The sequence below is a fragment of the Paenibacillus mucilaginosus 3016 genome (assembly GCF_000250655.1).
GTDB classification, from domain to species: domain Bacteria; phylum Bacillota; class Bacilli; order Paenibacillales; family NBRC-103111; genus Paenibacillus_G; species Paenibacillus_G mucilaginosus.
In genome coordinates, this window is record NC_016935.1 from 7176222 (window position 1) to 7195197 (window position 18976).

General features: G+C 59.9%; 14 protein-coding genes and 1 other annotated feature. Of the genes, 1 reads left to right on the forward strand and 13 read right to left on the reverse strand.

Going from position 1 to position 18976, the window contains the following annotated elements; all coding sequences use genetic code 11:
• Positions 1–7: 7 nt before the first annotated feature.
• The 4 genes from PM3016_RS29570 to PM3016_RS38940 form a co-directional block, all read right to left on the reverse strand.
• Positions 8–2683: a valine--tRNA ligase gene (locus PM3016_RS29570; RefSeq protein WP_014371958.1), complete on the reverse strand. Its 2676-nt coding sequence runs from the start codon at positions 2681–2683 to the stop codon at positions 8–10.
• Positions 2684–2993: 310 nt separating this feature from the next.
• Positions 2994–3264: a binding site (T-box leader), on the reverse strand.
• 125 nt (positions 3265–3389) lie between these two features.
• Positions 3390–4490 (reverse strand): LysM peptidoglycan-binding domain-containing protein, encoded by a 1101-nt coding sequence (locus tag PM3016_RS29575; RefSeq protein ID WP_014371959.1) that lies wholly within the window; start codon positions 4488–4490, stop codon positions 3390–3392.
• Between the two features lie 111 nt (positions 4491–4601).
• The gene (locus PM3016_RS29580; protein ID WP_014371960.1) at positions 4602–5486 is read right to left on the reverse strand and encodes an RluA family pseudouridine synthase; all 885 of its coding nucleotides are present in this window, start codon (positions 5484–5486) and stop codon (positions 4602–4604) included.
• Positions 5483–5644: a hypothetical protein gene (locus PM3016_RS38940; protein ID WP_013920125.1), complete on the reverse strand. Its 162-nt coding sequence runs from the start codon at positions 5642–5644 to the stop codon at positions 5483–5485. Before PM3016_RS38940 ends, PM3016_RS29580 begins: the two co-directional genes overlap by 4 nt.
• A 1011-nt stretch (positions 5645–6655) precedes the next feature.
• On the opposite strand from PM3016_RS38940, the gene PM3016_RS40430 reads away from it, so the two are divergent.
• On the forward strand, positions 6656–7618 hold the full coding sequence (locus tag PM3016_RS40430) for a phosphodiester glycosidase family protein (RefSeq protein WP_238540645.1): 963 nt from the start codon (positions 6656–6658) through the stop codon (positions 7616–7618).
• Between the two features lie 159 nt (positions 7619–7777).
• Here the strand turns inward: PM3016_RS40430 and hemL are convergent, their stop codons facing one another.
• The 9 genes from hemL to hemA form a co-directional block, all read right to left on the reverse strand.
• The gene (gene hemL, locus PM3016_RS29590; protein WP_013920128.1) at positions 7778–9079 is read right to left on the reverse strand and encodes a glutamate-1-semialdehyde 2,1-aminomutase; all 1302 of its coding nucleotides are present in this window, start codon (positions 9077–9079) and stop codon (positions 7778–7780) included.
• A 64-nt stretch (positions 9080–9143) separates the two neighbouring features.
• Positions 9144–10088 carry a ferrochelatase gene (hemH, locus tag PM3016_RS29595; protein WP_014652537.1) on the reverse strand — a complete coding sequence of 315 codons (945 nt, stop codon included), beginning with the start codon at positions 10086–10088 and terminating at the stop codon, positions 9144–9146.
• 1 nt (position 10089) lies between these two features.
• Entirely contained in the window at positions 10090–11163 is a 1074-nt protein-coding gene (gene hemE / locus PM3016_RS29600) for a uroporphyrinogen decarboxylase (RefSeq protein ID WP_014371964.1), read from the reverse strand.
• A gap of 262 nt (positions 11164–11425) precedes the next feature.
• Positions 11426–12421, reverse strand: a complete 996-nt coding sequence (hemB, locus tag PM3016_RS29605; RefSeq protein WP_014371965.1) for a porphobilinogen synthase — start codon at positions 12419–12421, stop codon at positions 11426–11428.
• A gap of 59 nt (positions 12422–12480) precedes the next feature.
• Positions 12481–14022 carry a uroporphyrinogen-III C-methyltransferase gene (gene cobA, locus PM3016_RS29610; protein ID WP_014371966.1) on the reverse strand — a complete coding sequence of 514 codons (1542 nt, stop codon included), beginning with the start codon at positions 14020–14022 and terminating at the stop codon, positions 12481–12483.
• A gap of 101 nt (positions 14023–14123) precedes the next feature.
• A complete protein-coding gene (gene hemC / locus PM3016_RS29615; RefSeq protein ID WP_014371967.1) occupies positions 14124–15071 on the reverse strand; it encodes a hydroxymethylbilane synthase in 948 nt (315 codons plus the stop codon).
• A 38-nt stretch (positions 15072–15109) separates the two neighbouring features.
• Positions 15110–15874 carry a precorrin-2 dehydrogenase/sirohydrochlorin ferrochelatase family protein gene (locus tag PM3016_RS29620; protein ID WP_014371968.1) on the reverse strand — a complete coding sequence of 255 codons (765 nt, stop codon included), beginning with the start codon at positions 15872–15874 and terminating at the stop codon, positions 15110–15112.
• Positions 15875–15891: 17 nt separating this feature from the next.
• Positions 15892–16716 (reverse strand): cytochrome c biogenesis protein CcsA, encoded by an 825-nt coding sequence (gene ccsA / locus PM3016_RS29625; RefSeq protein ID WP_013920136.1) that lies wholly within the window; start codon positions 16714–16716, stop codon positions 15892–15894.
• Positions 16717–16731: 15 nt separating this feature from the next.
• Positions 16732–18129, reverse strand: a complete 1398-nt coding sequence (hemA, locus tag PM3016_RS29630; protein WP_013920137.1) for a glutamyl-tRNA reductase — start codon at positions 18127–18129, stop codon at positions 16732–16734.
• Positions 18130–18976: the final 847 nt, after the last annotated feature.

The following is an 18976-nucleotide window of genomic DNA, read 5'->3' on the forward strand; positions in this document are numbered from 1 at the left end:
GCTGCACTCATCCTTTCAGCTCGGCGATGCGTGCCGTCACTTTGTCGCGCTTGTCGGCGTAATCGGCCAGCTTCGCTTTTTCCTCTTCGATCACCTTGGCCGGCGCCTTCGCTACGAAGCCCTGGTTCGAGAGCTTCTTCTCGATCCGCTCGACTTCGCCGTGCAGCGTGGACAGCTCCTTCTCCAGACGCGCGATCTCCTGGCCGATATCGATGAGTCCGGCCAGCGGCAGGAACAGCTCCGCGCCCGTCACGATCCCCGTCATCGCCTTGTCCGGCGTAGCGAGCGCCGTGCCGATCTCAAGCGTCGACGTGTTGCAGAAGCGGCGGATGTACTCTTCGTTGCGCTTCAGGATCGATTCCGTCTCCGCGCCGGCCGGCTTCACGAGCAGCTCGACCTTCTTGCTCATCGGCACGTTCACTTCGGCACGGATGTTGCGCACCGTGCGGATCATATCCATGAGCAGCTCCATCTCACGGACGGCCTCTTCCGCTTCGAAGCCGTTCTCGTAGACCGGCCAGGATGCCAGCGTAATCGTCTCGCCCTCATGCGGCAGATGCTGCCAGATCTCCTCGGAGATGAACGGCATGAATGGATGGATGAGGCGCTGTGTGCGGTCCAGCACGTAAGCGAGCACCGACTTCGTCGTCTTCTTCGCTTCCTCATCCGTGCCGTACAGGGACAGCTTGCTGAATTCGATGTACCAGTCGCAGAGATCGTCCCAGATGAAGTTGTAGAGGAGACGGCCGGTTTCGCCGAACTCGTATACATCGATGAGACGGGTCACGTCGCGTACCGTCTCGTTCAGGCGGTGCAGGATCCAGCGGTCAGCCGTGCTGAGGCTGCCGCTGAGGTCGATGTCCTCGTAACGGAAGCCGCCGAGGTTCATGAGCGCAAAGCGCGAAGCGTTCCAGATCTTGTTCGCGAAGTTGCGCGCCTGCTCGACCTTCTCCCAGCGGAAGCGCAGATCCTGCCCCGGCGTGGAGCCGGTGGAGAGCATGAAGCGCATCGCGTCCGCGCCGTACTTCTCGATGACCTCCAGCGGATCGACGCCATTGCCGAGCGACTTGGACATCTTGCGGCCTTCCGCGTCGCGCACCAATCCGTGAACAAGCACATCCTTGAACGGAATATCGCCCCGGAATTCCAGGGAACTGAAGATCATCCGGGATACCCAGAAGCCGATGATGTCATATCCGGTCACGAGCAGACTCGTAGGGAAGAAACGCTTCAGGTCCTCGGCGTCCTCATCCGGCCAGCCCAGCGTGGAGAACGGCCACAGCGCGGAAGAGAACCAGGTGTCGAGCACATCCTCATCCTGCTTCAGCTGCGTGCCGCCGCACTTGGAACAAACCGTAACATCCTCGCGGGAGACCGTCGTTTCGCCGCAGGCGCCGCAGTGCCAGGCCGGAATGCGGTGGCCCCACCACAGCTGGCGGGAGATGCACCAGTCGCGGCTGTTCTCCATCCAGTGCAGGTAGATTTTCTCGAAGCGGTCCGGTACGAAGTTCGTGCCCTTGCCCGACTTCTGCACTTCCACCGATTGATCGGCCAGCGGCTTCATCTTCACGAACCACTGCGTGGACAGGTAAGGCTCCACGACGGCACCGCTGCGCTCGCTGTGGCCTACCTGATGGACATGCTCCTCGATCTTGATCAGCACGCCAAGCTCCTTCATGTCCGCTACGATCTGCTTGCGGCAGTCGAACCGGTCGAGCCCCTGGTACTTGCCGGCATTCTCGTTCATCTTGCCCGACTCGTCCATGACGAGAATCTGCGGCAGGTCGTGGCGTCTTCCTACCTCGAAGTCGTTCGGATCGTGGGCCGGAGTAATCTTGACGGCGCCGCTGCCGAATTCCTTCTCGACATACTCATCCCCGATGATCGGAATCTCGCGGCCGAGAATCGGCAGCACGAGCGTCTTGCCGATGAGGTGCTGATAACGCTCATCCTCCGGATGCACCGCCACGGCCGTATCGCCGAGCATCGTCTCCGGACGGGTGGTCGCCACCACGATGAACTCTTCGCTGTTCTTCACCGGATACTTCAGATGATAAAGTGCGCCCTGCACTTCCTTATATTCAACTTCGATATCCGAGAGCGCCGTACGGGCCGCCGGGTCCCAGTTGATGATATATTTGCCGCGGTAGATCAGGCCCTTCTCATAGTAGCGGACGAACACTTCGCGAACCGCTTTCGACAGCCCTTCATCCAGCGTGAACCGCTCGCGGGAGTAGTCGAGCGAGAAGCCCATCTTCGCCCACTGCTCGTGAATCGTGGCCGCATAGTGATCCTTCCACTCCCAGACCTTCTCCAGGAATTTCTCGCGTCCGAGATCGTAGCGGGTCACTCCTTCTTCGCGCAGCTTCTGCTCCACCTTGGACTGCGTGGCGATGCCCGCATGGTCGGAGCCCGGCAGCCAGAGGGCGTCATACCCCTGCATCCGCTTCGTGCGGATCATGATGTCCTGCAGGGTGCAGTCGAGCGCATGCCCGATATGCAGCATGCCCGTTACGTTCGGCGGAGGAATCACAATCGTATAAGGCTCGGCGTCCTTGCGCTGTCCCGCCTTGAAGAACTCATTTTTGAGCCAGTAGTCGTACCATTTTTTCTCGGCGTCTTTCGGGTCATACTGCGTCGGCATGCTGATTTCCGGCGCCCCGGTTGCTTTGGTTTCTTCCATTGCTGCTGACCTCCAGTGTGTATCTCAAGTTTGGTTTAGCTTCCTCTGGTTTTGCTTTTGCCTTTTGCTCTTTGCCTTTAAGGTTTTTATGCCTTCCAAGGGTTTTGCGCCTTTTAAAGGTTTTGCTCCTTGAAAGTAATCCCCAATACGGAGTGAGGGGTATCTGCCGCAGGAGCGGAGCGTCCGCCTTTACACTTGGACTTCTTCCCCTACCCTTTCTCATTCAAAGAAGTCCAAGTGTAACAGCGGCCGGAGGCAGATACCCCGAACGTCACAGATCCCCCGAACGAAACAAAAAAGCCCTCCGTCCGCAAAGGACGAAAGGCTTGCGCTTTCCGTGGTACCACCTTTATTCCGCAGCTTTCCCAGGACCTGCCGAGCTGATAAAGCATACGGGGCCCGTGACGAAGGCACGGCACTTAGGGCAGGATAACGGCTGCAGCCGGCCGAATCTAGGCAAACGTTCAATTCGGCAACTCCGGGGCGACTTCGGCAGATACGTCCTGCGGAACCTTCCAGCCTGATGCCGGCTCCGCTCTCTGAAGGGTTCACTGCCTACTATTCCCTTTCCAAGTCATTAGGGGATGATCTATGCGTACTATGATAAACAATCCCGGAAGGAGAGTCAATATTTAGTATAGCCCAAAAAGCCTCAAGTCAAGCCCTGTTCGGCTTGACTTGAGGCACTTTTTTGCAAAAGTCGGGGTTAGACCTTCGGAATATACACGATCTGCCCTTCGTTGACTCCTCCGTCCCCAAGTCGGTTATAGAGCGCCAGCTCTCTCGAGCTGATCCCATAACGTTCGGCAATCGACTCCAGAGTCTCCTCCCTCTGCACGATGGCCAGACGGACTCTGCGGAATTCCTGCTGATCCTCCCTGCTCAGCAGCAGGTTCTTCCACTCGACCTTCTCGGCCGGTACGGCGGCCGGCGCAGGCGCGGCTTCCGGCTGGCTGCGGTTCTCGCGTCTGGCCGAAGAACGGTCGAGCAGCGAAGCGACCCCGAAGGAGCGGATCGGTGCCGCCGCTTCGGCCGCTGATGCAGCAGGTGCTGCAGGCTCCGCAGCCGGAGCCGCAGCGCTGCTGATGGACACCCGCGGTTCACGCGGCGCTTCAGCTGCCGGTGCTTCCTCTGCGGGGCCATCTTCCGGTGCCGGCCTCTCGAGGATAAACACGGACGCCTCCTCCCCGGCCTGGGACACCTCCTCGGGTGCATCCCAGCTCACAGGAGCCGATTCCTCCGGCCCGGCTCCCTGATGGGCTCCTTTGGGAACGGTGAATTCAGGCTCGAAGAGTGCGGCGTTGTTCCCTGGAGGGACAGAGATCCCAGGGGAAGCATCTCCATAAGGCAGCTCTTCCTCGGCCCGTTCCGGGCGCGCTTCATGAACGAAGAGCACTTCTTCCTCTTCACGGTCGCTGCGCCAGGTTTCCTCATCCGGGGAAGAGACGACCTCCAGTCCGCCGAGCGACAGGACGCCGGTAATATTGAGGCTGCGGCCCGACAGCAGATCGATATCGAAGTTATCGATTTCGACCGCAATATCCTCTACCCGGTGCACCCGGTTCAGCGGCAGGGTGATCTCTACCGGAATCAGATGCTCAAGCCTCTGGTTCGCCCGGTCCTGCTCGTCCACATACGTGCCGGTCAGCAGCAGATTCCCCCGGAGAAGGGCCTGCTCCCCCTGGCTGAGCACCTGAATATGAGGAACGAGTTCGACCTCCTCCAGCTCCTTGATGCCAAGCACCCCTTCGGATAAATGCACGCGTTCGTAGATATCGAAACGCAGTCCGCTTCTTTGATTCGTCAATGGAACATCCTCCCTCCATGCGTTGACCTGCCGTCCCGGCAGGCGCCAGATCCATACAATCGCCTTTTAGTCTCTACAATTTATATGGCTGGGCCGGAAGGAGCATGACTACTATTTTTCGGAGCGCTGCAGCCGCTCATACAGGGATTCAAAATCCCGGGGCCAAGGGCAGGACACGTCCACCGGCTCTCCCGTCAAGGGATGGTCGAATGTCAGCCTCTGCCCGTGCAGCGCCTGGCGGCCGATCTCAGGGGCGGACGGACCGCCGTAGAGCGTGTCTCCGAACAGCGGATGCCCCAGATGGGCCAGATGGACCCGGATCTGGTGCGTGCGTCCGCTTTCCAGCTTCAGCTTGACCAGCGCGGCCCCGGCGAACTGCCGCTCCACTTCATAATGCGTAACCGCCCGCTCTCCTGTGGGCGACACCCGGCGGCGCGTCGGGTGGTGCCGGTCCCGTCCGATGGCCGCGTCAATCGTGCCGCGGGCCTGACCGAACCGCCCCCGCACGAAGGCCGCGTACTCGCGGGAGATCCGCTTCTCCCGCATCTGCTCATCGAGCCGCACCTGGGCCCAGCCGCATTTGGCCAGCAGCACGGGGCCGGTCGTGTCCTCATCGAGCCGGTGGATATGGCGCGGGCGGCAGCGCTGACCCGAAGCCTCCAAGTGCCATGCGGCCGCATGCAGTAGCGTGCCCTCCTCCCCATCCGCGGTCGGGTGAACTTTGACTCCCGCCAGCTTGTCCGCCACGAGGCAGAAATCGTCCTCATAGAGCACCTCCAGCGGCATCCACGCCCCGGCTTCGATCCCCGGCTCCTCCGGGAACATGCGGAGCAGCAGCCGGCGGCCTTTTACCACTGCATCCCCGGAGGCTTCCCATTTACGCAGCCACTTCTCCCCTATGAGCTCCAGCACGGCCCGGTCTGCCGCCCAGATCGAAGAGAGTTCGGACGGAGCCGTCCATTCCAGCCACTCGCCCCGGCGTTTCCAGCCTTTCATGCGTCTCCCTCCTCGGCTTCCACGGCTTTCTGCCGTCTCGCCTGCCTCACATGCGCCGCAGCCGCCAGCACCACCACCAGCAGCAGAAGTGCCGCGAAGCCTCCGGCCACGGCCAGCAGCTCCAATGTAACTCCAAAGAAACTGTATCGTTTGAGCATAGGTCCTTCCTCTCATCCGCCGGAATTCCGGCCGGCTCCCTGCAGGCTATAATCGTTCATTGTATCAAAAAGCGCCCTTCGGCTCCAACCGAGCCCCCCGCTTCCCCTGCCAGGTTTTCCTTTATCTTACTCTAGTAAAGCTGGAGAATCCCCAGTTCATATGATAGAATGTCAGAGGGGAAAAAGAAAATTCGACAATAGCCGCGTTTTACGCTGCGTTTACTTCAGCGGCCAAGCATGCCATGCCGGCACCTGCCGGCTATCATATCAAGTTATGGGAGAGGACTTCATTGCAGCTGATGCGCAGTATCGGAACGTTTCGGGCCTGGGGAAGGCTCAAGAAGACGCTTTTTTCGATCGCCCTGTTTACCTTTATGACGTCCAGCTTTTTGTACCTGACCGGTCCCGGCGGGGACATCCGCCAGTGGATGGCCGAAACCGTGATTACCACCCAGCACCGCAGCTGGGCCTGGATCTTCGTCGGCGCCGAGCGCAGGGACGAGCTGGTGCAGGAAACGCGGGATGCCATCGAACGGGCCGCCAAAGAGAAGCAGGACATGAGCCTGCTCAATATTCGCGGCAGCCACGGCAATGCCCGCTCCGCCGACGAGCTTGTGAAGATTGAAGATATTTCCGGCCAGTTCTGGAAGGGCAAGAAGATGTATGTATACGACCCGAAGACGATCCGGGTCATGACCCCTTCCAAAGTAGGTGAAGGCGAGAGAATCACCTCCATGGTCGACCGGACCGGAGCCGTAGCCGGTGTGAACGGCGGCAGCTTCGACGATCCGGAGGGGCTCGGCAACGGCTTTGCCGCCATCGGGATGATCATCTCCGGCGGGGATATCGTCTTCACGGATCAGGACGGCAGCATCCCGCAGCATATTGTGGGCTTCACCAAGGAAGGCGCCCTGGTCGTCGGCAAGTACGATGCCTTCGAGCTGAGAGATATGGGCATCTCCGAAGCCGTATCGTTCTATCCCTCGCCTCATTGCCAACGGCAAGCCGCTCATCACGAGCGGCGACGGAGGCTGGGGTCGCGCGCCGCGGACCGCGGTGGGTCAGAAGGCCGACGGAACAGTGATCTTCATCGTCATCGACGGCCGCCAGTCGCACAGCGTGGGCGCCACGCTCAAGGAAGTGCAGGACCTGTTCCTCGCCGAGGGCGTCATCAATGCCGGCAACCTCGACGGCGGCGCTTCCTCCGAGCTCGTGTACAAGGGCGATGAGGACGAGCAGAGCAAGCTGCTCACGAAGCCGTCGAGCCGCTACGGCGAACGCCGTCTGCCTTCCGCCTTCCTCGTCTACGACGATCCCGAATCGGTACAGGCCATCCGGATCTGGGATGGAGTGGACAAGATCGACGCCGGGGGCTCGTACGACCATCCGGAATACCTGAAGGAGCAGGCGGAGAAGAAGGCGAAGCAGCCGGCAGCGACTCCGAAGCCGAAGACCGAACCTTCTTCGACGCCCGGCACCGCCAAACCGACAGAAACCACCAAAACGGCCCCGTCCAAGAGCACTACCGACACCAAAGCGACAGATGCCAAAACGGCTCCTGCGACCAAGACGGATCCGAAAAACAGCACTGCTCCGGCGGCTGGAAGCACTACAGGAACAACAGGAAGCGGCACAGCAGGGACCGGGACATCAAGCCCTGCACCAAGCACGGGTACGACGAGCCCCGCGCCGGCAGCCGGAAGCGGCACAACCAATGGAGGTACGGCGGCGACGGATGCCGCCAAGGACAGCGGCGGTACGACGACAACGCCTGCCCAGCCGGCTCCAAGCGGCACAAGCACCGGCACGCCGTCCGGGACCGGATCGGCTCCGGCTCCCGCACCTTCCTCCGGAAGCGGGAGCACAAGCGGTACTTCCGCCGGCACCAAACCGGTGGAATCCGCCGCTCCCGTTCCGTCCACCTCGACTTCCACCGAGTCAACTACGACAGGGGAAGCGCAGATTAAGCCTTAATCATCCGTCTTTCAGAAACACGCCCCAGCCTCTTGAGGAATGGGGCGTGTTTTACGTTGACCTCTACATGGCAAAAAAGGCACGGGCCCTCTCCCCTTCCGGAGAATGGCCGTGCCTTTTTATGTCGAGAGCCGCCAGCACAGCCGGCAGCCGCCTTCGTTACACCCGCTTCAGTGCTTCGCGGTTCGCTTCGATCGTCGCTTCGATATCCTCGTCGGTATGCGCCACCGAGACGAACATCCCTTCGAACTGGGAAGGCGCGATGGAGACGCCCGCGTCGAGCAGCCCTTCGAAGTAACGGTTGAACGCTCCCAGATCGGACGTCTTCGCCGTCTCGTAGTTGATGACCTGCTCCTCCGTAAAGAACGGACAAACCATCGAGCCCACACGGTTGATCACCGAAGCGATGCCGCGCTCCTTGGCGTTCGCCATGAAGCCTTCCTCGATCCGGGCGGCTTTGCGTTCGAGCTCTTCATACACGCCCGGCTCGCCCAGCAGCTTCAGTGTCGTATAGCCGGCCGCCATCGCCAGCGGGTTGCCGGACAAGGTGCCCGCCTGATAGATTGGTCCGGCCGGTGCGATCATTTCCATGATCTCCCGCTTGCCGCCGTAGGCGCCTACAGGAAGCCCGCCCCCGATGATCTTGCCCATGCAGGTCAGGTCCGGTGTGATCCCGAAGCGGCCCTGCGCGCTGTTCAATCCTACGCGGAAGCCGGTCATGACCTCGTCGAAGATCAGCAGGCTGCCGTACTGCGTAGTGATCTCGCGCAGCCCTTCCAGGAAGCCGGGAAGCGGAGGAACGACGCCCATATTACCCGCTACGGGCTCTACGATCACGGCGGCGATCTCCTCACCGAACTTCTCGAAGGCCAGCTTGATCGAATCCGGATCGTTGTAAGGCACGGTGATCGTATTGACCGCCACGCCTTCCGGCACGCCGGGACTGTCCGGCAGCCCCAAAGTGGCCACGCCCGAGCCCGCTTTGATCAGCAGGGAATCGGCATGCCCGTGGTAGCAGCCCTCGAACTTCAGGATCTTGCTGCGGCCCGTATAGCCTCTGGCCAGACGCAGCGCGCTCATCGTCGCCTCCGTACCGGAGTTCACCATGCGCACGAGCTCCATGGACGGCATGCGCTCCGTAACCAGCTTCGCCATCCGGGTTTCGAGCTCGGTCGGTGCGCCGAAGCTCGTTCCGAGCTCGGCGGTCTGCTTCACCGCTTCGATCACTTCCGGGTGGGCATGGCCCAGAATAAGCGGGCCCCACGAACCGATGTAATCGATGAATTCGTTGCCGTCGATATCGTATACCCTTGAGCCTGCTCCCCTTTGGATGAACAGTGGCGTAAGCCCTACGGATTTGAAGGCACGAACCGGGGAGTTGACCCCGCCGGGAATGTATTGTTTCGCTTCCGCAAAAGCCTGCGCGGACCGCGCATCGGAACGTTTACGCTGATCTTCCATCCTCACACCTCTTCCCCAAGATACAATCCACCAAGTGGGCTATCCCACCACCGCAGCCTGCGGCTTACTTTCCTTCGAGCTTCCCGTATACGGAATCGCTGAGTGCTTCCATATAGAGCGGATCCGTGTTCAGCGAACGCGTGCGCTCCAGGTGCAGGCCAAGCTCGCGGGCGGTCTTCTGCGCTTCGATGTCGAGATCGTACAGAACCTCCAGGTGGTCCGATACGAAGCCGACCGGGCAGACGAGCACTTCCTTGGTCTCCCCTTCCTCCTGAATCGTCTTCATAACATCCAGGATGTCCGGTCCGAGCCACGGCACGCCCGTTTGGCCTGCGCTCTGCCATCCGAACTGCCAGCGCCCCAGACCTACTCTCTCGGCGATCGCCTTGGAAGTGGCCAGAAGCTGCTCCGGATATGGATCCTTCATCTCGAGGATCTTCTCCGGCAGGCTGTGCGCCGTGAAGACCACCTGCACACGCTCCTTCGCGCCTTCACCGAACTTCTCCAGCGCTTCTTCCACGCGGACCGTCAATGCTTCAATCAGCGCCGGGTGCAGATGATAGCTCTGCACGAAAGAGATCGGCAGCCCGAGCTCCTCGGCCTTCTCCTTCGCGCGCTTGATATACCCTCCGACGCTCATGACCGAGTAATGCGGTGCGAGCACGATCCCGACCGCTTCCTTCACGCCGTCCTGCACCATCTTCTCCACGCCGTCCTCGATGAACGGAGCGGCATGCTTCAGGCCTTGATAGCAGGCGAAGCGGATGTTCGGGTACTTCTCGTTCAGACGCTCCTCGAGCGCCTGGACCTGCTTGTCCGTGTTCTCCCGCAGCGGGAACACTCCGCCTACGATCGCTTCGTACCGGCTGCGCAGATCCTCGAGCTGTTCGGCTGTCGGCGGATGGCCGCGGCGGATATGGGTATAGTAGGCTTCGATGCCTTCCAGATTCTCAGGTGTACCGTAGGACATGACCAGCACGCCTACTGTTCTTTGCTGTTTCTCGCTCATGCTAAACCCCGCTTTCCTGTTTATACCCCCCGCGCGCCTTGATCGCCTCACGGGAATAATCATGAATATAGTCCGTCAGTTCCTTGAGTTTCTCCAGCGACGCTTCAGGGAACAGACCGTGACCGAGGTTAAAGACATAGCCCGGCTGCTGAATCCCTTCGTCGATGATGGCTTTGGCCTGCTCCTGAATCACGTTCATCGGTGCCGTAAGCACATAAGGGTCCAGGTTGCCCTGTACCGCGTAGCGCGGGCCGACCCGGCGGCGGCCTTCATTGATCGGCACTCTCCAGTCGAGTCCGATGACGTCGGCTTCGATTCCCTGCAGATGAGGCAGCAGTTCACCCGACGCTACGCCGGGGAAATAAATCTTCGGCTGCTCGAGATGCTTCAGCTCGGCGAAAATCCGCTGGATTGTCGGCAGCACGTACGTGCGGAAGTCGGCTGGAGACAGGGCGCCGATCCAGCTGTCAAACAGCTGTACCGCTTTGGCCCCGGCGGCAATCTGGCTCTTCAGGTACGTGATGACCATGTCGCCCAGCTTGTCCATCAGCTGGAACCAGACCTTCGGCTCGCCATACATCATGCCCTTCGTGCGGATATAGCTCTTCGACGGACGGCCTTCAATCAGGTAGGATGCTATGGTAAAAGGCGCTCCCGCGAAAGTGATCAGCGGGACCTGCAGATCGGCGGCCAGAATCTCGATCGTCTTCAGGATGTGCGGCAGATCCTTCTCCACCTGGATCGGACGCAGCCGTTCCACGTCCGCCGCCGTGCGGATCGGATTGTCGATCACCGGACCGATGTTCTTCACGATGTCAAAATCGATACCGATCGAAGCGACCGGGTTCATGATATCGGAGTAGAGAATCGCGGCATCCACGCCCAGCTTGCGGACCGGCATCAGCGTGACCTCGGCGGCAAGCTCCGGCTGTTGGCAGATTTCGAGCAGGCTGTATTTTTCCTTGATCTTGCGGTACTCGGGGTCGTAGCGTCCGGCCTGGCGCATATACCAGACGGGAAGCGTGTCCACGGGCTGTTTTTTACAAGCACGGATAAACCGGTCGTTATAAGTCATGAGGGTTCCTCTTTTCCGCTTGCTTCCATAGTCTTTCTTCCCATTATGCCCTATTTGAAAACGGGTAACAACTTCCAGCGGAAGCCGTTTCCGACAAATTATTGACATGGCTCGGCGGCGGGCGGCGGGTCCATAACGAACCGACCCCTTCTATGTAAGCAGGCTGTATGTGATTCTTTGGGACGGACAACGCCCTTGAATTGATAATGAAAAACCGCCTTGTCCCGGAGCGGGAAGCACGGCGGTTCTTGCATGTGTCATGTCAGGAACGGGCGATCCAGCGGGCAATGTCTTTGGCGAAATACGTGATGATCATGTCGGCGCCGGCACGCTTGAAGCCCACCATCGTTTCGAGCACGATGGAGCGTTCGTCAATCCAGCCCTGGGCGGCGGCGGCCTTCACCATCGAGTACTCCGCGCTGACATTGTAAGCGCAGATCGGCAGATCATAGCGGTCGCGCAGCATACGGATAACGTCCATGTAGGCCAGAGCCGGCTTGACCATGAGCATATCCGCTCCTTCCGCCACATCCGCATCCGCTTCGCGCAGCGCTTCCCGTCCGTTGGCCGGATCCATCTGATAGGTCTTGCGGTCGCCGAATTGAGGCGTCGAATGGGCCGCATCCCGGAATGGACCGTAGAACGAGGAAGCATACTTGACGGAGTAGGACAGAATCGGCACATGCTCATAGCCGGCTTCGTCGAGCCCCTGGCGGATGGCATGAACGAACCCGTCCATCATATTCGAAGGCGCGATGATATCGGCCCCCGCTTCAGCCTGGGAGACCGCGGTACGGGCCAGCAGTTCGAGCGATGCGTCATTGACGACATCGGCCCGCTGCTTCGCCTCGTCGTAGTGCACCACGCCGCAGTGGCCGTGATCCGTGAATTGGCACAGGCAGGTATCGGCGATCACGAGCAGCTCCGAATCCCAGGTCTTGATCAGACGGGTTGCCTGCTGCACGATGCCGTTCGGGTCGTAGGCCGAGCTGCCGTGGGCATCCTTCTCGTGCGGTACGCCGAAGAGCAGAACAGCCGGCAGTCCGAGAGCGGATACCTCCGTGATCTCTTCCTGCAGACGGTCCAGCGAGAAGTGGTACACGCCGGGCATCGATGGAATCTCTTCCTTGATGTTCTCCCCGTGCGTAACAAAGATCGGGTAGATCAGATCATTTAGGGTGACGTCGTTCTCCCGCACCAGCCGGCGCATGGCGGCCGAGGTGCGCAGACGGCGGTTTCGGATCAATGGAAAAGCCATGAAATTGTCCTCCTGACTTGGGGAGGGCAGCCGGCATCCAGCGCCGGCCGCCTAAGCCCCTACTCGTATAATGAAGCTACCAGCGAAGCCACGGTAGCCTCCTTGGCGATGTGGTCCACCTGGAGCCCGACTTCGACGGCCGTCTCGGCGGTCACCGGGCCGATGCAGGCAATCCGGCAGCCCCGCAGCAGCTCCAGCGGCTGCGCTTCGCCTGCTTCCTGCAGTGCACGGATCAGGTTCGTTACGGTCGAGGAGCTCGTAAAGGTGACGATATGAATCGCCTTCTGCCGCAGCAGCTCCAGCACTTCCGCGCCGCCTTCGGTCTCCAGCACCGTCTCATAGATGTCGATCTTCGTCACGTGCAGTCCCCTGGCGCGCAGGCCTTCCGGCAGTTCCTCCCGGGCGATATCCGCCGTCGGCAGCAGCACCTGCTGCCCCGGCTTCAGCTCGCCGTCCAGCGCTTCAAGCAGCGCGGCGCCCTGGAATTCGGACGGAATGGTCTGAACAACCAGTCCGCGGTCTTCCAAAGCGGCGGCCGTCTTCGGACCGACCGCTGCGATCCGTGCGCCGCCCATGGATCGGATATCGACCTTCAGCTCGCGAAGCCGCTGGAAGAACGATTCCACTCCGTTGACGCTCGTGAAAAAGATCCAGTCGAATCCGCCAAGCGATCGCATCGCTTCATCCCGTGCCGCCTGCGCTTCCGGCTTGCTCGAAGGCTGCGTACGGATCACCGGGAACTCGACGGCCTCACCACCGAGCTCATCGATCTGCGCAGACAGCTCGCTGCTCTGGCTGCGTGCCCGTGTCACGAGGATCCGGCGGCCGAACAGCGGCTTCTTCTCAAACCAGGCCAGCTTCTCGCGCAGCCGGACCACCTCGCCGACAATCGTGACGGCCGGGGATTGGAAGCCGGCTGCCCGGACTTTCTCCACGATGTCCGTCAGCGTGCCGGTCAAGGTCTCCTGCTCCATCCAGGTTCCCCAGCGGATGAGGGCCACCGGCGTATCCGGCGACTTGCCGCCCTCCATAAGCTGCGTACAGATATGCTCCAGGTTGGCTACACCCATCAGGAAGATCAGTGTGCCGGAGGCTTGGGCCAGGTTCGGCCAGTTGACCGTATTGTAGGTCTTGTTCTTGTATTCGTGTCCCGTCACAATCGAGAAGGAAGACGTAAAGTCCCTGTGCGTCACCGGAATACCGGCATAGGCCGGCACGGCGATCGAAGACGTGATGCCCGGCACGATCTCGAACAAGATTTCATTCTCGGCCAGGAGCTCCGCTTCTTCCCCTACCCGCCCGAAGACGCTGGGGTCCCCGCCCTTGAGGCGGGTAACGGTCTTGCCCTGCAGCGCGAGGTCCACCAGCAGCTGGTTGATCTCTTCCTGCTTCAGCATATGCTTGTCCGGCAGCTTGCCTACGAAGATCTTCTCGGCTCCCGGCTTCATGTGCTTGAGAAGCCGAGGGCTTGCCAATCGGTCATACACCACGACATCCGCCCGCTGAATCGCCTCAAGCCCCCGAAGCGTAATCAGCTTCGGATCCCCGGGCCCGGCGCCCACCAAATAAACGACTCCCTTTTTCAACCGAATCTCCCCCATCCCGAACCTGCAGCGCAGTTTCCGATATTAGCCCTGGCACGGCAGCTTCTTGCCGCCGCACCGAACTTTCCCATGAAAACCAGTGCCTTGCGGCTTTCTCTCTATTCTTCTCTGGCCGCAGCAAGCAGCTCGGCTGCCCCTTTGGCGATCAGAGCTTCAGCGAGCTCACGTCCAAGCCGTTCCGGATCGGTTCCGGTACGCGTTTCTTTCAGCATCTGTTGTCCATCCGGCGAGCCGACCATCCCGGTCAGCTTCACTTCGGGTCTGCCGTCATTCTTATCTCCGGTCAGTTCCCCATAGGCTCCGATCGGCACCTGGCATCCGCCGTTCAGGCGGCCGAGGAAGCTCCGCTCCGCCGCCACCGCGACGGCCGTCGGCTCATGAAGATACTTCGAGAGCAGGTTCAAAACAATGTCATTGTCGCTGCGGCATTCGATACACAGTGCCCCTTGGCCTACGGCAGGCAGGCACAGCTCCGGCGGAAGGTAGCTCGAGATGCGGTCGCTCCACCCGATGCGGTGCAGTCCGGCCGCAGCCAGCAGGATGGCATCGAATCCTTCGGTCTCCAGCTTCCGGAGCCGCGAATCGATGTTCCCCCGGATCGGTTCAATCTTCAGATCCGGCCTGTAATGCTGCAGCTGGGATGCCCTGCGCAGGGAGCTTGTTCCTACCTTCGCCCCCTGGGGCAGATCGTCAATCGTCCTGCCTTCACGCATGATGAGGCAGTCCCGCGGATCTTCCCGCAGAGGCACCGCACCTACGACCAGCCCCTCCGGCAGCTCGAAAGGCATGTCTTTCATGCTGTGAACCGCAAGGTCCACTTCCCCGTCCAGCAGCGCCTGCTCGATTTCTTTGACGAAAAGGCCCTTGCCGCCTACCTTGGACAGCGTCACATCGAGTATCCGGTCCCCTTTGGTCACGATCTTCTTCAGTTCAAACTCCGCTTCGATGCCGTTCTGCCGGCAGATCTCACGGAGATGGTCGATCACCTGCCCGGTCTGTGTCAACGCCAGGGCGCTCTGTCTAGTTCCTACCACGATGGTGCGCATATGATTTCTCAGCCCCTTATCTATCGTATCCCGGTTTGTCAGCCCGGGTTGCTTCTGTAATCGGACCGGTGCCCGCTGTCCCCGCCGCTTCCCGGCTGCCGTACCTGCTCCAGGAGCCACTCTCCCGTCCGTTCCACTCCGGCAGGAGACGGATCGCGGCGGAGCCGCTCGAGCAGAAGGCTCTTCCAGCCTGCCGCCGCTTCGCCATGTTCCCGCTCCAATACCTCGAGCAGCGGCCAAGCCAGGATGCCGCGGAACATCTCCTGCCGTATGCGTGTATCCGGCACCCATTCCTGAATAGACGTACGCAGGTCATGGAGCAGTTCGAGATACGGTTCATAAGCAGCCGGAAATACGGCCTCGAGCCTTCGCTTCAGTGCGGCGGCCAATGCCGGACTGGCCCCCGAGGTGGACACCGCAACGGTCAGCCGCCCGCGGCGCACGACCGCCGGTACGATGAAGCCGCCGGACTCCTGATCATCCGCGCTGTTGAACAGCGTCCCCAGCTCCTCGGCTTCCCGCTTCACCTGCGCATTCACCCCGGCATGGTCCGTTGCGGCGAAAATAAGCTGCGCTTCCCGGAGTTCAGTCATTCCCGGGCTGTACCTCTCCCGGCGCAGACCGATGCGTTCCTCTTCTCCCCAGGCTTCGATACGGGGAGTCACTTCAGGGGCGATGATCTTCACCATCGCGCCCGCTTCGAGCAGTGAAGCCGCCTTGCGCTCGGCTACCTGACCCCCGCCCACGATCACGCAGATCCGGTTCTGCAGATCAAGCAGAACCGGATAATAGGCTTTGCCCATCCCTAAGGCCCTCCGTTCTATGACCACTGATGGAACGTAGTGTAGTAGTTGGCGAGCACGAAGTTCAGGAAGGTGATCGCGAAGGCCGCCAGGTTCCACTGGGCCAGCCGGTTGCCGGGAGCTTTCATCCACAGCCGCTGCACCAGATAGAAGATATAGGCCAGCAGCACGAACCAGGAGTTGATGACCTTCGGATCAAAGAACAGGGACGTATCCCCCTCCAGCGAGATCCATACGATTCCGAGGGTGATGGTCAGCAGCAGCAGCGGCGCTCCGATGACCACGGCCACCATCGCGTACTGGTCCGTCTTCTCCAGGCTCGGCAGCCGCTGCATCACCTGGGTCCACTTCTTCTCCTTGAGCTTGCGGTGCAGGAACAGATGCATGCCCGAGAATACGGCGGATACGACGAACGCCGCATACCCTGCGGCGGCCAGTGTGATGTGGATGAAGAGCAGCTCGTCGTTGATCTCCCAGTGCGCAAGCGTCGGAGACATCCCCGGCTTGCTGAATATATTGAGCGCCAGTGTGGCGAAGCCAAACACGTTCACAATAAACACGAAGAGCTCAATGCGTATAAACCGGTTGACGATCAGGGAGATCGTGACGAGCAGCCACGACACCAGGAAGAGCGTCTCTCCTATAGATAAAGCCGATAAGGACGTATGTACGGCCAGGTTATAGCCAAGGTAGGCCGTTTGAAGCACCCATACAAACAAAAGTAACCCTGCGCCCATCCGTTTGGCACTTCGGTTCGGACCGACGAAGTCCGAGAAGTAAAACAGGAGGCTCAGGGCGTAAATATAAAGAATGGCATCGTACAGCCAAGTTTGAGTGACCATGATGTTCCTTTCCGGTCAGGCTTTGGCCAGGGCATCCACAGGGGCAGGCACCCGTACTTTGCTCAGCAGTTCTTCTTTTATCCGCTCCCCGGCGGCTTCCGCTTCCTGCTGGCGCATTGCCCGTTCCACCTGTTTTTGCTCGGCCAGCTGTTCCTCCAAAGCAAAAATTTGTGTGAACATCTCGAGCGCGTCATCCCCGTGACGCTCGGCGGCCATCTCTTTGATGCGGACAATGGGATCACGCAGCATCTGGTTGACAATACTCTTCGTCAGCTTGCGGATGACCTTGAGCTCGCGCTCGTCGAGATCCGGCAGCTTCTTCATGAGACTGTCCATCGTTTCTTCATGAATGGCCGAAGCTTTGGTCTGCAGCGCCTGGATCACCGGAGTGACTCCCAGCGTTCTCGTCCACTGCTCGAATGCGGCCATCTCGGCTTGAATCATTTCTTCGATCTGTACGGCGGCCTTGTGCCGCTCCTCCAGATGCGAATTGACAAGGGATTGGAGATTGTCGATATCATACAGGAACACATTCGGCATATCTCCCAGACGCGGATCGAGATCCCGCGGTACGGCAATATCAATCATGAACAGCGGCCTCGAGCGACGCCGCTGCAGAATACAGGATACCTGCTCTGCGGTGAGGACGTAACCGGCAGCCCCGGTCGACGATATCACGATATCGGCTTCCTCCAGATGATCGAGCAGCCGGTCCATCGTGCTGGCCGCTCCATTGAATTTGTCCGCAAGCTCCTTCGCCCGACTGAGCGTGCGGTTGACTACCGTGACCTTCTCCGAACCGTTGGCGTACAGGTGCTTGACCGTCAGCTCGCTCATCTTGCCCGCCCCGATGATCAGCACTTTCTTTCCTTTGTACGTACCGAAGATCCGCTTGCCGAGCTCGACTGCCGCATAGCTGACCGACACCGGATTCTCTCCGATGCCCGTTTCGGTATGGGCGCGCTTGGCCATGGTAATCGCCTGTTTGAACAATGTATTGAAAAGCACGCCTGTCGTCTTCCGGTTCTGAGCGAGCAGGAATGCGTCACGCACCTGACCCAGGATCTGCGTCTCTCCGATCACCATCGAATCAAGCCCGCTGGTCACGCGGAACAAATGGTGGATCGCCTTCTCGTTCTCGTAAACGTACAGGTGCTTATTGAACTGCTCCTTCGGCACACCGAACCACTTCTCCATGAAACTGCGCAAATGGTGGCCGCACAGCTGCTGGGTGTCTACTGCTACATACAGTTCCGTCCGGTTGCAGGTGCCCACAATCACGCACTCCATGATACTCTTCGTTGCCTTCAGCTCCTCGAGCGCTCGCGGCAAATCTCCTTCGGCGAATGCAAATTTCTCTCTGATGGCTACTGGTGCAGTCCGGTAATTCAGACCCGCCACGACGATATGCATGTGGTTCACCTGCCTCCTCCTTTGAAGATGTAATCAATTATAACATACTTGTCCGACCTGCTTCGACAACATTTATGAATTTTTTTTGAGCGGTTGATTCCCGGCAGCTCCCCCTAAATCCCCCCAAGGGGGACCCCATGGGGCTTTGCCCCCTGGACCCCCGAGCGCTTCGAAGAGGGTTTGGTGCGGGGCTCGCTTTTCCTCCTTGCACGGAGGGACCGGCGTCCCGCTTCTCGCGCCGCCTTCCTGTCCATGGCAAGGATACGCTTCACGTCGTGCGGTAACATCGCAGGAACGTTAACCCCGGCAGAGGCGCTCTATGGCGGTGTTGCGTGCGGGGATCGCGTCCGTTCCTGTCTGATGGCCCGCTCCCTGCGGAATCAGGCCATCAGACAGGAACACGCTTCACGCGGGTGCAGGGCGGTGGCGGCCTCGCTGGGCTCGGGGGCCGCGGGGACGGCCGACTGGCTCCTCCGGTCGCCAGCGGCCGAACACCGGCAGTGCCCGCCACACCAAAGCCCAAGATCAAAAGCCCAAGATCAAAAGCCTAAGATCAAAAGATCAAAAGATCAAAAACCTAAGATCAAAAGATCAAAAAATCGAAAGCCTAAGACCAAAAGACAAGATCAAGACCGGACGGTTTACAGGCAGCGGCCCCTAAAAGCTGACCTCATCATAACTTGACTTCCCAGCCATACCAGTTAAGAAAAAGAAAAGGATTTAGATCTAGTTCAAATCTTATAATCCTAGAATACAGCATAGCTTGCGTTTTGTCATGAATGTCTTATGAAAAAACCATGAAATTTCGCCCGTCCAAGAACTGCTGGCTTCCTCCAGACTACCACGA